A 14,276-nucleotide genomic window follows, 5' to 3' on the forward strand; every position below is an offset into this window, starting at 1 on the left:
GTGCCCCGGGTCGTCTTTGGGCGGGTAGTGGGCGGACTTCGGTGTCGCGCTCCGGACGGGCTGTGGGCGGTGCGTGCCCCGGCCGGCTTTGGGCGGGCGGGATCGTGGTCGGGTTTCGGTGGTGTGTCCTGGGTGGGGCCGTGGGCGACGCTGATGTCGTGGATGGGCGGTCAGCGTCGTGGGTAGCGGATGAGCAGGCTCGCGTGGACGTCCTGGTCGCCGACGGCCTCGTAGGAGTGCGGCACGTCCGACACCCAGCCGATGTGCTCGCCCGCCCCGGCCGTCAGCGTGCGGTCCGCGGCGACGACCCTGAGCGTCCCGGAGAAGACCGTGATGTGCTCGGTCACCCCCCGGTGATGGGCCGGGGAGGTCTGCGCGGCGCCCGCCGGGACCGTCATCCGGTAGAGCTCGTAGGTCACCTCCCTCTCCTCGAACACCTCAAGGAGCACGGCGGCGACGGCCGTACCCCTGATGGTGGTGCCCGGGGCGGCGGGGGCGGTGCCGAGGGCCACGGCCAGCGGCACGCCGAGTTCGGCGGTCACCGACCAGAGCGTCTCCAGGGTCGGATTGCGGGTGCCGTTCTCCAGGCCGGAGAGGGTGGCCTTCCCCACGCCCGCACGACGGGCCAGTTCGGAGAGCGACATGCCGCGTTCCTCACGCAATTGGCGGATTCGCAGGCCGATGTCGTGAGTATTGCTCTCCAGAGCCGGACGAGGGGTTTGTGAGTGGCACTCCATGGGGCTATGGTGCAGCATGCCCGCTGTTCCGTTTACGGAACGATCGTCCGCGCGTCGTTCGGAACGGGCCGGGTGAGATGCGCATGCCGTCGGGCGGGGTCGCGTGCCGCCGGGCGGAGAACGGAGAACGATGTCACGCCTTCTGCAACCGGCCCTCGCCGGGATCGTCACCGCGCTCGTCGGCTTCGCCAGTTCCTTCGCCGTGGTCCTGGCCGGGCTGCGGGCGGTCGGCGCGGACCAGGACCAGGCGGCGTCGGGACTGCTCGCCCTGTGCCTGGCCAACGGGGTGGTCGCGATCTGTCTCGGGCTGTGGCGGCGGATGCCGATCACCATCGCCTGGTCCACCCCCGGCGCCGCGCTGCTGGTCGCAACCGGCGCCGTCGAGGGCGGCTTCCCCGCGGCCGTCGGCGCCTTCGTCGTCTGCGGCCTGCTGATCGTCGCCGCCGGGCTCTTCCCCGCGCTCGGCCGCCTGGTCGCGGCCATCCCGGCCCCCATGGCCAGCGCCATGCTCGCCGGGGTCCTGCTCGACCTGTGCGTGGCCCCGGTCAGGGCGCTTGGCGAGGTGCCGCTGATGGCCGCCCCCGTGGTGCTCACCTGGGCGCTGCTGAGCCGCTTCGCCGCCCGGTGGGCCGTCCCCTGCGCCCTGATGGTCGCGGTCGTGGCCATCGCGCTGACCAGCTCCGGCCTCGGTGCCGTGGACATCCGTCCGGTCGTGGAGTTCACCGTCCCCACCTGGAGCCCCCAGGCCATGATCAGCGTCGCCCTGCCGCTGTTCCTGGTCACCATGGCCTCCCAGAACGTGCCGGGCATGGCGGTCCTCGCCCAGTACGGCTACCGCCCCCCGCTGCGCGGCATCCTGCTCGGCACCGGCCTGGCCAGTACGGTCGGCGCCCCCCTCGGCGGCCACGCGGTGAACCTGGCCGCCATCACCGCCGCCCTGGCCGCGAGCCCCGACGCCGACCCCGACCCGGGACGCCGCTGGATCGCCTCCGTCACGGCCGGTGTCTCGATGATCGTCCTTGGCGTCGGCTCCGGACTGGCCACCGCGCTGGTCCTGCTCTCCCCGCCGGTGCTCATCGAGGCCGTGGCGGGCCTGGCCCTCGTCGGCGCGCTCGTCTCCGCGCTCGCCGCGGCTCTGGCAGACCCGGACGGCAGGCAGGCGGCCGTGATCACCTTCGTGGTCACGGCCTCCGGGATGACCCTGTTCGGGATCGGCGCCGCCTTCTGGGGTCTGGTCGCCGGAGGCCTGATGACCCTCCTGTACGGCGGACGGAGGGCTCCGGTGGCTCCGGCGGAGCCGGAGAAGGCCGAGTCCGCCCTACGCTGACCCGCCTTCCCGTCCGGCGGCCGGGCGCGGAGCCGTACCGGGCGGGAAGGCGCGGTCCCACCTCGTGGTCCCTACTTCGACGGGCGGGTGTGGCGGCCCGCGACGAGCTGGTCGGCCGAGTGCTGACGAGGGACCTCGACACGGGGGTGCGGGGCCGTCGTCTCGGGGTCGGCCGTCTCGGGGGTCTCCGCGAGCTTGCGTTCGAGCTCCTGCTTCTCCCGCTCCAGGCGGTTCATGCGGTCACGCGCCTCAAGACGGGAGGCACGCAGCCTGCTTCGCCGTACGGCGGAGCGGCGGGTCCCGGCGATCAGCAGGGCCAGGCCGAGCAGGAAGACCGCGCCGGTCGCGGCTCCGGCGAAGAAGAACTCCAGCTGGGAGAGCTGGAGGGTGCGGTCGAAGACCGTGAACGTCGCGGTCGCCGTCGCGGTGGCGGCCTCGTCCCAGGAGACCGCGACCACAGTCGCGCCCGCGAGGACGATCAGGAGGACTCCAAGAACCAACATGTGACCTCATCTCGGGCTGCTTGTGCTGTGCTGGTCACCCAAACTGCCCCGGGACGGCCCGATTATGCGGGTCCGGCCGCAGGAGGGGGGATCGCCCGAGGTGGGCGGCCCGACACGGTCCGGTGCGCGTCGGGCCGTGTGTGGAGGCGTCCACGGCTGACATGGTCAGGCGCGCGTTCGGCCGCGTGGGGGATTCGCGGGGGATTATCCGTGGATGGGCCGTGGTTGCCAGGGAGCATGACGCAGATCGACGTCGTGGTCATCGGAGCGGGGCAGGCCGGGCTGTCCAGCGCCTACTTCCTGAATAGGGCCGGTCTCGACTTCGTCGTGCTCGACCGCTCACCGGCTCCCGGCGGCGCCTGGCAGTTCCGCTGGCCCTCGCTGACCCTCGGCGCCACGCACCGGGTGCACGACCTGCCCGGCCTGCCGCTGGGCGACCCCGACCCCGGCCGTCCCTCGGCGGAGGTCGTCTCCGAGTACTTCGCCCGCTACGAGCGGACCTTCGACCTGCCGGTGCTGCGCCCGGTCGAGGCGCGCTCCGTCGAGGAGGGGCCCGAGGGCAGGCTGCTGGTGCGGACCTCGGCCGGCGACTGGTCGGCCCGTGCCCTGGTCAACGCCACCGGCACCTGGGAACGCCCCTTCTGGCCGCGTTACCCCGGGCAGGAGACCTTCGCCGGACGGCAACTGCACACCGCCGACTACGTGAGCGCCGAGGAGTTCGCGGGCAGGCACGTCGTGGTGGTCGGCGGGGGCGCCTCCGGGGTGCAGCTCCTCATGGAGATCGCCCGCGTCACCACGACCACCTGGGTCACCCGCCGCCCGCCGGTCTTCCGCGAGGGACCGTTCGACGAGGAGGCGGGCCGTGCCGCCGTCGCCAGGGTGGACGCCCGGGTCCGGGCGGGCCTGCCGCCGGGCAGTGTGGTCGGCGCGACCGGTTACCCGCTGACCCCCCAGGTGAGGGCCGCGATGGCGGCCGGGACGCTGGACCGGCTGCCGATGTTCGACAGGATCGTCCCCGAAGGGGTGGTCTGGGATGACACCGGTGATCTTGTCAGGGCCGACGTGATCCTGTGGGCCACCGGGTTCCGGCCCGTCGTCAACCACCTGGCCCCGCTGCGCCTGCGTGAGCCCGGCGGTGGCATCCGGGTCGAGGACACCGTCGCGGTCCTCGACCCCCGCGTCCACCTGGTCGGATACGGTCCCTCCGCGAGCACCATCGGGGCCAACCGCGCGGGCCGTACCGCCGTCAGGCACATCAGGAGGCTTCTCGAAGCCGTTTCCGAGGCCGCCTTACCGGGTTAGTGTGAAACGCCATGGACCGCACCCGCCTGTACCGCAACGGGGCTCTGAAGGCCGAGGGTTTCCCCATCGACGAGGTCTCCGAGCATGTCGGGGACCCCTCCGCCGTGGTGTGGTTCGACCTGTGCTCGCCGACGCCCGCCGACCTGGAGACGATCAGCGAGGAGCTCGGACTCCACCGCCTGGCCGTCGAGGACGCCCTGCAGAGCCACCAGCGCCCCAAACTGGACAGCTACGACAGCCACCTGTTCATCACCGTCTACGGTGCCAAGCTGAACAGCGGGAGTCTCGACCTCGTCGAGATATCCGTCTTCGTCACCAAGAACGCCCTGGTGACGGTGCGGGAGAACCCCGGGTTCGACATCGACGAGGTGGTCCGGCGCTGGGACGCCAACCCCGAGATGGCCAGGTACGGCGTGCCGTACCTGCTGCACGGCCTGCTCGACTACGTCGTGGACGGCTACTTCGACGTGCTGCAGGCCATGGACGACCGGGTCGAGGCGCTTGAGGACGACCTGTTCGCCGACGTGCCGGGGGACCGGGTGCACATCCAGCGGCTGACGTTCGAGATGCGCAAGAAACTGGTGCGTTTCCGGCGGCTGGCCGTACCGGTGCGGGAGGTCGTCGGCAGTCTCCTGCGGCGCAGCGTGGAGATGGTCGACCCGGCGCTGACGCCGTACTACCAGGACGTCTACGACCACACCCTGCGTGCGGCGGAGTGGACGGACTCCCTGCGCGAACTGGTCGGCAACGTCAGGGAGGCCCACATCAACCAGCAGGGCTTCCGGCTCAACGACATCATGAAGCGCATCACCAGCTGGGCCGCGATCATCGCGGTGCCCACGATGATCACCGGCTTCTACGGCCAGAACGTCCCCTACCCGGGCTTCGGCCACACGGCGGGCTTCTGGATCTCCACCCTGGCCATCGTCATCACCTCGGCCGCCCTCTACACCGCCTTCAAACGCAAGGGCTGGCTGTAGCGTCAGGGCTGGTACGGCGGCATGACGCCCCAGCCCCAGCGCGGCACCGGCTCCTCGCCCGGCTGGGAGACGCCCGGCTGGGAGAAGTGGACGGCCAGCCGGGTGCCCCATTCGATGTAGCCCGCGAACGCCGCCCTGAACTCCGGGTCTGAGGGCAGGCCGACCTCGTCGGCCGCGTCCATGAGCAGGCTGACCCACCTACGGCGCTGCGGTTCTGTGATGCCCCTGCCGAGGTGGTGGGAGATCATGTGCGAGTGGCCGCCGCGTTCTCCGGTGTAGCGGGCGGGGCCGCCGAAGACCTCGCCGAGCCACATCGCCACGTACGCGGGGTGGCGGGGATCCATGTGCGCGAAGAGCGGTCCGATCAGGTCGTCGTCCATGACCCGTCCGTAGAACGTCTCGGTCAGCCGTTCGAGCGCCTGCGCGCCCCCGGCCCATTCGAACAACGTGGGCTCGGTCTTCTCGATCACCTTCTCGTAGTGCCGCATCTCCTCGATGTTCGACACATACGGCTTGATCTCCGCGAAGAACTCCTGGAAGTGCTCACTGCCGCGGAAGCCCTGGAGATGGTCGTGGGCCGACGTCCAGGTGATGCGCAGGACGTAGCACTCGGGCTCGTCGACGCAGCGGGACAGTTCGTAGTCGAGGCACTGCGGCGCCCGCCCGAGCGGCACGACGGCACGCCGGTAGGCGGCCTCGAACTCCTCCCCGTCGGGAACCCGGTAGCGGATGTACTCAACAACCATCACACAACTCCCTTGTAACTATGTAATCGACATTACATCACCGTTTCATGCCACCTTCGTCGGCCTGACGGGGGCGTCCGGCCCCGGGGGTGGTGCGTCTTCAGGGCGCCCGGTTGCTCCCGCCCCCCGATGGGCCCTCAGGGGCGCAGGCCGTGGAAGACGACGTCGAGTGCTCTGGTTCGTAGGGTCTCGTCCCAGTTCTGGTGTTGGGCGGCCAGGCAGGCGGCGGTCAGGAGGGCCAGGATCTCCGGCATCTCCACCTCCTGGCGCACCTCACCCGCCTGCTGGGCGCGGACCAGCAGGGTCTCGACGGCGCCGCGGATGTCGTGGGCTCCCGCGGTCGCGGCCTTGACGTCTATCCCGGCCTCGGTCAGGGCGTCGGCGAAGATCTTCTTCGGGGTGGCGTCCTCCACGACGCGGGCGAAGAAGGCGAAGAACGCGGCGCCGGGTTCGGCCGCCTCCGCCAACGCCCGCGCCTCCTCGGCGAGCCTGCGTTGACGGTCGACGACGATCGCCTGGTAGAGGGCCTCCTTGGTGGGGAACTGCCGGTAGATCGTGCCCACGCCGACCCCGGCCCGCGCGGCGATCGCCCGCATGGGGGCGGAGAGGCCGTCGCGGGTCAGGACCTCCTCCGCCGCGCTCAGCACGCGCGCCAGATTGCGCTGTGCGTCCGTGCGCATCCTCGTCCTCCGTTCTTCGCGATCATTGACAACCGGAACAAGCGTTCCGTATCGTTTCGCGCATTCCAAGCGGAACGCTGGTTCCGATTCTATCGGGGGTATTTCCATGGATCACGTACGGCTCGGCGGCTCCGGCCTGAAGGTCTCTCGCACCTGCCTCGACACCATGAACTTCGGCACCGGTCCCGGCGTGGGCGGCTGTGAGGAGGTGGAGGCGATCCGCGTCATCGACGCCTTCCTCGACGCGGGGAACAACTTCATCGACACCGCCGACATCTACCACGCGGGCGAGGCGGAACGGATCGTCGGCAAGGCGCTGCGCGGACGCCGGGACTCGGTGGTCGTCGCGACCAAGGCCTTCGGTCCCCAGGGGCCGGGCCCGAACGACCGGGGACTGTCCAGGGCGCACCTGACCAGGGCGCTTGAGGCGAGCCTGCGACGTCTCGGCACCGATTACATCGACCTCTACCAGTGCCACCAGTGGGACCCCCAGACCCCCGTTGAGGAGACGATGGCGACCCTCGACGGGTTCGTCCGTTCGGGAAAGGTCCGCTATCTGGGCTGTTCCAACTTCACCGCGCCGCAGATCGTGGAGGCGCAGTGGGCCGCCGAACGCGTCGGGGGCACGAGAATGGTCAGCCTCCAGCCGCAGTACTCCCTGCTGGCCAGGCTGATCGAGGCGGAGATCCTGCCCGCGTGTGAACGCCACGGTCTGGGCGTCGTCACCTACGCCCCGCTCGGCGGCGGCGTCCTGGCGGGCCGCTACCGCAGGGGTGTCGCCCCCGGCCCGGACAGCAGGATGAGTTCCCTGCTGGCGATGTCCAGCCCCGCGGCCGACCGCTGGGCGGGGGAGATGCTCAGCGAGCGCAGTCACGGCATCGCGGACGAGGTGGCCGGGGTCGCCGCAGAACTGGGCGTCACGCCGGTCGAGGTGGCCGTCGCCTGGGTCGCCGCCAGGCCGGGCGTCACCTCGGTCGTCATCGGCCCGCGCAGCCTGGGGCAGTACGAACGGAACGCGGCCGGATTCGCCCTCGGCCTTCCCGCCGAACTGGCCGCCCGGCTTGAGGAGGTCTCCCGGCCCGCACACCGTCCCGTGACCGGGGCGTCCTTCTGATCGAACTTCGGAAAAGCTGATATTTCCGGGTATGGCATGCCGTACCCGGCAGATAACCCGCTTTCCGGCTGTTCTATTCTGCGAAGGCCATTCTGACCAGCAGGCGAAGGAAATCCCGTGACCTTTTCGGCTCTGAACCTCGACGAGCTGACCGCTCAGCGTGACCGCGCCCGGCGTGACTACGACGCGCTCGTCCAGCGCGGTCTCTCGCTTGACCTCACCCGGGGCAAGCCTTCGGCCGGCCAGCTGGACCTGGCCTCCGCCATGCTGACGCTGCCCAGCGGCCACACCGCCGCCGACGGGACCGACTGCCGTAACTACGGTGGCGGACAGGGTCTGGCCGAGCTTCGGGCGATCTTCAGCGGCCTGCTCCAGGTGCCCGCCGCCCAGCTCGTCGCGGCGAACAACTCCAGCCTGTCCCTGATGCACGACACCCTCGTCCACGCGCTGCTCAGCGGTGTGCCCGGTGGCGAACGCCGCTGGGTGGACGAGCCGAGGGTCGCCTTCCTGTGCCCGGTGCCGGGGTACGACCGTCACTTCGCGCTGGCCCAGCGCTTCGGCATCGAGCTGATTCCGGTGCCGATGAACGACCAGGGCCCCGACATGGACGTCGTCGAGGACCTCGTGCGGCAGGACGCCCAGATCAAGGGCATCTGGTGCGTGCCCAAGTACAGCAACCCCAACGGCGTCTCCTACGCCGACGAGACCGTACGGCGCCTGGCCGCCATGCCGACGGCCGCCTCTGATTTCCGGATTTATTGGGACAACGCCTACGCCGTACACCACCTGACGGACACCCAGGTCGAGATCGCCGACATCCTGGCGCTGTGCGCGGAGCACGGCAACCCCGACCGCGCCTTCGTCTTCGGCTCCACCTCGAAGATCACCTTCGCCGGGGGCGGCGTCGCGTTCTTCGGCTCCTCCCCGGCGAACGTGTCCTGGCTGCTCGGCCACACCGGCAAGCGCACCATCGGCCCCGACAAGATCAACCACCTGCGGCACGTGGAGTTCCTCAAGGACGAGGCGGGCGTTCTCGACCACATGCGCCGCCACCGGGAGCTGATCCGGCCGAAGTTCGACACGGTCGACCTGATCCTCGGCAAGGAGCTCGGCGGAACCGGCCTGGCCACCTGGTCCAAGCCCCTCGGCGGCTACTTCATCAGCCTCGACGTGCTGCCGGGGTGCGCCCGCCAGGTGGTCAGCCGCGCCGCGGAGGCGGGCATCGCGCTGACCCCGGCCGGTGCGACCCACCCCTACGGCGACGACCCCGCCGACAGCACCATCCGCATCGCGCCCACCTACCCCGAGCTGCCCGAGGTCGAGCTGGCGATCAGCGGCCTGGCCGTCTGCGTCCGCCTGGTCGGCACGGAGAAGCTGCTTGAGCAGGCCCGGTAACGGCTTGGGCGAGCCTGACTGGTCGCGGCTGTTCCACGCCTACGGCGTCGCCGTCGACGTCCCCGCCCACCTCGACGCGCTCGTCGGCGACGACGAGCGGGCGCGGGTCAAGGCCGTCGACCACCTGTGGGCGGCGGTGATCCACCAGGGAACGCCCTGGTCGGCAACCCCGCCCGCGGCGCTGGTCGTCGCCGGGCTGCTGTCCGATCCCCGTACGGCCCGGCACCGGGTGGCCTCGGCGCCGCTGCGGGCCGTACTGCTGGACTTCCTCGGGGAGGTCGGCGAGGCCGCCCAGCCCGAGGTGCCGCAGGAGGAGATCAGGGCCGCGGCCGACCCCCGGGGGCGGGAGGCGGAGATCGCCGCGACCCTGGAGACGCTGCTCAGCGAGGACCCCGAGGACTCCGAGGAGAGCGAGGACGTCTGGGACGAGGAGGCCATTGAGGTGATCATGGCCCAGGCCGTCCTCGATCTCAGGGCCGCGGTGCCGTACCTGACCGAGGCGGTGACCGCGTGCCTGGCCGACGAGGAGTCCGCGGTGCGCGACGCCGCCTCGAAGGCGCTGGCCGTCCTCAGGCGCGTGCCGGCGGACGGTTCCTCAGGCACGTAGGGGCCGGCTCGCGGGTACGTCGGTCAGGCGCGCGGTCGGCTCACGGGTACGCCGGCCAGGCGCGCAGGGCCGGTTTCGCGGGCGCGGCGGTCAGGCGCGCAGGGCGCTGACCAGGGTTCGGAGCTCGGAGACGCGCAGCGCCCACGCGGCCAGGCCGTACAGCAGGGCTCCGCACGCGCCCGCCACGAGCACCACGGCGAGCGAACCCGCCCACCCCGGTCCGGTGACCTGCCCGGTCAGGCGTGCCACGACGGCCGCGGCCCCGCCCGCGACGAGCGCGGCGGGGAGCATCCGGCCGTGCGCGCGCAGCAGACGGTGACCGTCGACCCTGCCGAGTCTGCCCCGCAGTACGGCCGCCGCCACGAGGAACCCGGCGCAGTTGGCCAGCGCGTACCCGACCGCGACCCCGACGACCATCCGTGGGCCGGGCACCAGCCACGCCGAGACCACCGCGCCGCCGATCGTGGTCGCCGTGACGAGCAGCCCGATCATGGCCGGGGTACGGGTGTCCTGCATGGCGTAGAAACCGCGCAACAGAACCTGATAGCCGCAGAACGGCACCAGGGCCAGGCCGTAGGCGGCCAGGACCGACCCGGTGAGCGCGGCGGCCGAAGGGGTGGCGTTGCCGTGCGCGAACAGGACGGTGGCCAGGTACGGGCCGAGCACGACCAGGAAGGCGGCCACCGGCAGGAGCACCACGCCGGACAGCCGCAGACACCGGGACAGTTCGGTCGTCACCAGCGACAGGTCCCGCCGCGCCGCGGCCCGGCTCAGCCCCGGCAGCACTCCGGTGACGATGGACACGGTGACGACCGCGTAGGGCAGCTGGAACAGCGTGTAGGCGTTGGCGTAGGCGCCGAGGGCTCCCTCCCCCGAGGCCAGGGCGAGCCGGTTGACCACGATGATCGCCATCTGCGCGGCGGCCACGGACAGGAGCGTCCAGCCCGCCATGGCCGCGATCCGCCGGACACCGACCCCTCGCGGATCGGCGCGCAGCCGTATCCGGAACCCGGTGCCGCGCGTGGCCAGGCAGAGCACGAGCGCCTGTACGGCGACGCCCGCCGTGGTGCCCACGCCGAGCAGCCAGGTCTGGGCGACGGTCAGCCTCTCAAGGCTGCCGGTGCCGCCGATCGCCAGGTAGGCGGCGGTGGTCGCGACGACCACGAGGTTGTTGGCCACCGGCGCCCACATCGGTACGGCCTGGCGGCCCCGGGCGCTCAGGACGGCGGCCAGGGTCGTCCCCACGCCGTAGAACAGGACTTGCGGCAGGAAGAAACGGGTGAGCGCGATCGCCACCCGCCGCTGGTCCGCGCCGAGGTCACCGGCGCACAGGTCCACGATCTGCGGGGCGAACAGGGTGGTGACCACCACGGTGGCGCCCAGGCCGTAGACCACCAGCGACAGCAGCCGTTGCGCGTAGAGCTCGTCGGGATACCGGACGAGCAGCGGGACCAGGACGCTGGTCAACGCCCCGCCGAGCACCAGGTCGTAGATCGAGTTGGGTAGCGTGTTGGCGACGGTGTAGGTGTCGAACAGGCCCTTCCCGAGCCCGAGCGCGGCGACCAGTGCCAGTGTGCGCAGGAAACCGGTGACCCTGGAGACGAACGTCCCCACGGCCATGGCCCGCCCCGCACGCGCGAGTCCTTCGTCCATGAACGCCATATTTCATGAACAGGACATGGCAGGTGAGGCATTCGACGGGAATTGGATCAGGACTTTCGGTCAAATATGCTTATATTGGACAGAAAGTCCTACGGTGTGTGAGCGTCGGCGTGGATGGCTCCGGCTCTATTCCGCTCAAGCTGCTTGACCTCTGTTGATGTGCCGTACACGCTCAGGGTGGCGATTTGCGACCTTGGGGGTGCAATCTCATGCAAGGTTCCGGCGCAGCCAAGCCGATCACGGTTACCTTCTTCTGCAAGGACCCTGACTCCAAGGATGAGGAAGACTGCCCCAGCCTCTACCGCACCAACCGGGGAAGCTGGATGGTTCAGGGTCTCCGTCATGGTGAGGACGTCGCGGTCCAGCTACGCGCCTTGAAGGATGACGAGAGTTTCGTCGAAATCTCCGAGGCGCTGGTGGAGCGGTTCGTGAGGATGTATGTCAAGGAGCACTATGGAGTCGATCTCAGTCCAACGTCGGGCTGAACTGGCGCGGGCGAGTCGAGACACCCGCAAGCTTGAGCTACACGACTATTACGGTGCTGACAAGGAGGATCTGAAGCTCTTCCTGGCGGGTGATCTGGACGCTGTGGACGCCTCCTACCGGCAATGGGCCGCCAAAGTCGCCGAGAAGGAACGCGATGGCAGACATCTGCGCCGAGTGAGACTGGTCTCCGAACCACTCTCGGACTACCAGCGCATGTCCCTCCGCTACTCCGGCAGCGCGGTCGACGCGGGTGAGGATCTGCGCTGGCTGCCCCGGCGGCTCGCTTCCACGGTGCTGCTTCCCGGCAACGACATGTTCGTCCTGGACGGCAGGCTCGCCATGTTCAACGTTCTGGACGGGAACGGGGAGCGGGCCGACATCCAGTTCACTGACGATCCCGCTGCCGTCGCTCGCTGCCTGGAGATCTTCGAGGCGGCTTACTCCGCAGCGATTCCACATCATGAGTACCGCCCGGTCTGACCCACGTGCAAGACCAGTCGGCTGAGGCGCGGAAAGCCTTCGGCATCAGACTCCGGGATCTGCGCCGAGACGCTGGACTGAACGGCAGGAAGCTGGCCGACCTCACGGGCATGCACCCCACCAAGGTCAGTCGTATCGAGCATGCCCGGCAGAATCCCTCTGAACAAGACATTCGTGACTGGTGCATAGCCTGTGGCGTCGAGGGCCTCGTTCCCGAGCTGATCGCTGTCTACCGTGACGTGCGACGCATGTGGCAGGAGTATCGGACGACCTTCCGCACGCACAGCCGGCAGGCAGTTCAGGCTCGCGGTACCCCGTTGTACGAGCGGACCAAGCTCTTGCGGGTGTACGAAGCCATCGTCGTGCCCGGCATCCTGCAAACTGTGGGCTACTCGCGTGGCATCCAGACCATCAGTGCCATGCTCCATGACCTGCCGATGGAGGGCGTGGAAGGAGCAGTTCAGGCCCGCCTGGGGAAACAGCGCTTTCTCACCGGGGGCACGGCTCATATGTACAGCTTCGTTATCGAAGCTGCCGTTCTCACCTATGCCTACGGCGACATGGATGCGATGAACGAGCAGTTCGACTTCCTGTCACGGGTTACCCGCTTGCCCAACGTTGCGTTTGGCATTATTCCACCCGGATTCCGTAAGATTTGGGGTGGAGAATGCTTCTATATGTTCGACTCCGGCCTTGTGCGCAGCGAGATGTGGTCTGGGCGTTTCCAGACCACTCGTGCCGAAGACCTCGCCTACTTCATGAAGGTTTTCACCCTGCTGCAGGGGCAGGCCGTTTATGGGGACGAAGCACGGGCCCTTATCGAACAGGCGCGTGACTTTCTGCAATCACATGAAATCTCCTAGCCTCCGCTCCGGGCCGTTGGCACATTGAGGTCGTGACCTTCACTCGGCACCACGAGCGGTGCCTGAGAGAGGCCGCTGACACGTGCGTCGACGTCTGAGCGGGCTTGGTCCCGTGGAAGCCCGGAAACGAAGGGAACCCGATGAGACCTCTGGTGGGTAAGCACGACGACGACAAGAAGTCCGGCGACAAGCCGTTGCCCAAGCAGCCGAAGCCGTCTCAGGATGGTCAGCAGCCGGGTGGGCAGGGAGACGGCAAGCACGCGGGCGGCGGTAAGAAGTGACCGATCTCATCGACCGGATAGCCGGGCCCTTCGAGGCGCTGGGCCCTCGGTGGCTGGAGGCCCTGAAGGCGAACCCGAGAGAGCTGTTCATCCCAGGCCAGGCATGGGTGTCGCCGGGTGACGGGCCCGGCTATGTGATCGACCGGGACGCGGACACCTCAGCCTGGGAGAAGGTCGTCTACAGCGACATCTCGATCGTCACCCAGATCGACGACGGGGCCGCACCCCTGGTCGAGGGGTATGAGGAGGGAAGCCTCTACAGCTCCTCCAACTCCATGCCCACGATCGTGGCCACCGAGCTTGGGCTTCTCGGCCTCCACGCCGACGACCACGTGCTGGAGATCGGCACCGGCACCGGCTGGACGGCGGCGCTCGTCTCCAGTTTCGTCGGCGGTGGCCAGGTCACCAGCGTCGAGATCGACGCCGACGTCCACCGGCAGGCGCGAGCCAACCTGGCGCGGGCCGGTCGCGACGCCGTCCGGTTGGTCCATGGGGACGGAGCCCTGGGGTATCCAGGCGGTCAGCCGTACGACGCGGGCATGTCACCGTCGGCGCGACCGAGGCGTCACCCGCGTGGATCAGGCAGACGCGGCCGGGCGGCACCGTCGTGTTTCCGTGGATGCCGATGTGGCGGTATGGCGCGTTCGTCGTCCTGCGTGCCCTCGGCGACGGTACGGCGGTTGGTCGTGTCGAATCGGGCTGTTCGTTCATGATGATGCGCGGTCAGCGTCCGGAGGAGCTTCGGGGTCTCGGCGATGACGTGCGCAGGCGTCCGGCCCGGATCGACCCGCGGAGGATCACCGGGGAGTGGGCCGCCTCCGTCTTCCTGAACGCGATGCTGCCCGGCGTCGTCTGTACCACTGAGCACGACGGTGGGTTCGTCCTGTGGGCGCACTCCGACACCTCGGCCGCCTACGTGGCCTGGAGCGAAGGGGAGAACGACTGGATCGTGCGGTACAGCGGCGACCGTGACGTGTACGGCGAAGCCGAGGAGGCGTTCCTGCGCTGGATCTCCTGGGGTTGCCCGGCCGGCGACCGGTATGGCTACACCGCCACGCCTGAAGGCGACGTCATCTGGGTGGACCATCCAGGACGCGTCGTCAATCCGTGACG

At 69.5% G+C, this 14,276-nt stretch carries 17 protein-coding genes; 12 read left to right on the forward strand and 5 right to left on the reverse strand.

All coding sequences use genetic code 11. From position 1 onward, the window contains the following. Nucleotides 1-170 precede the first annotated feature (170 nt). Nucleotides 171-755, reverse strand: a complete 585-nt coding sequence (locus ACIBVQ_RS10330) for an XRE family transcriptional regulator (RefSeq protein ID WP_362912352.1) — start codon at nucleotides 753-755, stop codon at nucleotides 171-173. A 112-nt stretch (nucleotides 756-867) separates the two neighbouring features. On the opposite strand from ACIBVQ_RS10330, the gene ACIBVQ_RS10335 reads away from it, so the two are divergent. Further along, nucleotides 868-2,064 carry a benzoate/H(+) symporter BenE family transporter gene (locus ACIBVQ_RS10335; RefSeq protein ID WP_399176854.1) on the forward strand — a complete coding sequence of 399 codons (1,197 nt, stop codon included), beginning with the start codon at nucleotides 868-870 and terminating at the stop codon, nucleotides 2,062-2,064. A 71-nt stretch (nucleotides 2,065-2,135) separates the two neighbouring features. Here ACIBVQ_RS10335 and ACIBVQ_RS10340 read toward each other — a convergent pair whose 3' ends face one another. Beyond that, nucleotides 2,136-2,567 (reverse strand): hypothetical protein, encoded by a 432-nt coding sequence (locus tag ACIBVQ_RS10340; protein ID WP_352011086.1) that lies wholly within the window; start codon nucleotides 2,565-2,567, stop codon nucleotides 2,136-2,138. A 237-nt stretch (nucleotides 2,568-2,804) separates the two neighbouring features. Between ACIBVQ_RS10340 and ACIBVQ_RS10345 the strand changes: the two genes are divergently transcribed. Together ACIBVQ_RS10345 and ACIBVQ_RS10350 are read left to right on the forward strand one after the other, a co-directional pair. Further along, a complete protein-coding gene (locus ACIBVQ_RS10345) occupies nucleotides 2,805-3,869 on the forward strand; it encodes an FAD-dependent oxidoreductase (protein WP_399176857.1) in 1,065 nt (354 codons plus the stop codon). Nucleotides 3,870-3,880: 11 nt separating this feature from the next. Next, nucleotides 3,881-4,849 carry a magnesium transporter CorA family protein gene (locus ACIBVQ_RS10350; protein WP_399176859.1) on the forward strand — a complete coding sequence of 323 codons (969 nt, stop codon included), beginning with the start codon at nucleotides 3,881-3,883 and terminating at the stop codon, nucleotides 4,847-4,849. 2 nt (nucleotides 4,850-4,851) lie between these two features. On the opposite strand, the gene ACIBVQ_RS10355 is transcribed toward ACIBVQ_RS10350, so the two are convergent. Together ACIBVQ_RS10355 and ACIBVQ_RS10360 are read right to left on the reverse strand one after the other, a co-directional pair. Then, nucleotides 4,852-5,595, reverse strand: coding sequence for a group II truncated hemoglobin (locus ACIBVQ_RS10355; protein ID WP_399176861.1), 744 nt, complete (start codon nucleotides 5,593-5,595; stop codon nucleotides 4,852-4,854). 137 nt (nucleotides 5,596-5,732) lie between these two features. Beyond that, nucleotides 5,733-6,275, reverse strand: coding sequence for a helix-turn-helix domain-containing protein (locus ACIBVQ_RS10360; protein WP_362912361.1), 543 nt, complete (start codon nucleotides 6,273-6,275; stop codon nucleotides 5,733-5,735). 106 nt (nucleotides 6,276-6,381) lie between these two features. On the opposite strand from ACIBVQ_RS10360, the gene ACIBVQ_RS10365 reads away from it, so the two are divergent. From ACIBVQ_RS10365 to ACIBVQ_RS10375, 3 genes are all read left to right on the forward strand, one after another. After that, on the forward strand, nucleotides 6,382-7,389 hold the full coding sequence (locus ACIBVQ_RS10365) for an aldo/keto reductase (protein ID WP_399176863.1): 1,008 nt from the start codon (nucleotides 6,382-6,384) through the stop codon (nucleotides 7,387-7,389). A 117-nt stretch (nucleotides 7,390-7,506) separates the two neighbouring features. Further along, complete coding sequence (locus ACIBVQ_RS10370; RefSeq protein WP_362912365.1) at nucleotides 7,507-8,784, forward strand: aminotransferase class I/II-fold pyridoxal phosphate-dependent enzyme; 1,278 nt, start codon at nucleotides 7,507-7,509, stop codon at nucleotides 8,782-8,784. After that, nucleotides 8,768-9,391 carry a hypothetical protein gene (locus ACIBVQ_RS10375; protein ID WP_399176865.1) on the forward strand — a complete coding sequence of 208 codons (624 nt, stop codon included), beginning with the start codon at nucleotides 8,768-8,770 and terminating at the stop codon, nucleotides 9,389-9,391. The genes ACIBVQ_RS10370 and ACIBVQ_RS10375 overlap by 17 nt, the downstream gene beginning before the upstream one ends. Before the next feature lie 90 nt (nucleotides 9,392-9,481). Here ACIBVQ_RS10375 and murJ read toward each other — a convergent pair whose 3' ends face one another. Continuing rightward, the gene (gene murJ / locus ACIBVQ_RS10380) at nucleotides 9,482-11,044 is read right to left on the reverse strand and encodes a murein biosynthesis integral membrane protein MurJ (RefSeq protein ID WP_399176867.1); all 1,563 of its coding nucleotides are present in this window, start codon (nucleotides 11,042-11,044) and stop codon (nucleotides 9,482-9,484) included. 218 nt (nucleotides 11,045-11,262) lie between these two features. On the opposite strand from murJ, the gene ACIBVQ_RS10385 reads away from it, so the two are divergent. The 6 genes from ACIBVQ_RS10385 (at nucleotide 11,263) to ACIBVQ_RS10410 (ending at nucleotide 14,274) form a co-directional block, all read left to right on the forward strand. Next, entirely contained in the window at nucleotides 11,263-11,538 is a 276-nt protein-coding gene (locus tag ACIBVQ_RS10385) for a hypothetical protein (protein ID WP_352011077.1), read from the forward strand. Next, on the forward strand, nucleotides 11,507-12,019 hold the full coding sequence (locus ACIBVQ_RS10390) for a DUF6879 family protein (RefSeq protein WP_399176869.1): 513 nt from the start codon (nucleotides 11,507-11,509) through the stop codon (nucleotides 12,017-12,019). Before ACIBVQ_RS10385 ends, ACIBVQ_RS10390 begins: the two co-directional genes overlap by 32 nt. A gap of 5 nt (nucleotides 12,020-12,024) precedes the next feature. Next, entirely contained in the window at nucleotides 12,025-12,882 is an 858-nt protein-coding gene (locus tag ACIBVQ_RS10395; protein WP_399176871.1) for a helix-turn-helix domain-containing protein, read from the forward strand. A 140-nt stretch (nucleotides 12,883-13,022) separates the two neighbouring features. Continuing rightward, nucleotides 13,023-13,163: a hypothetical protein gene (locus ACIBVQ_RS10400; protein ID WP_352011074.1), complete on the forward strand. Its 141-nt coding sequence runs from the start codon at nucleotides 13,023-13,025 to the stop codon at nucleotides 13,161-13,163. Beyond that, entirely contained in the window at nucleotides 13,160-13,876 is a 717-nt protein-coding gene (locus ACIBVQ_RS10405) for a protein-L-isoaspartate O-methyltransferase (protein WP_399176873.1), read from the forward strand. The genes ACIBVQ_RS10400 and ACIBVQ_RS10405 overlap by 4 nt, the downstream gene beginning before the upstream one ends. Continuing rightward, nucleotides 13,873-14,274 carry a hypothetical protein gene (locus ACIBVQ_RS10410; protein WP_399176875.1) on the forward strand — a complete coding sequence of 134 codons (402 nt, stop codon included), beginning with the start codon at nucleotides 13,873-13,875 and terminating at the stop codon, nucleotides 14,272-14,274. The genes ACIBVQ_RS10405 and ACIBVQ_RS10410 overlap by 4 nt, the downstream gene beginning before the upstream one ends. Nucleotides 14,275-14,276 lie beyond the last annotated feature (2 nt).

Source organism: Streptosporangium sp. NPDC049376 (assembly GCF_044466505.1).
In the GTDB taxonomy this organism is placed as follows: domain Bacteria; phylum Actinomycetota; class Actinomycetes; order Streptosporangiales; family Streptosporangiaceae; genus Streptosporangium.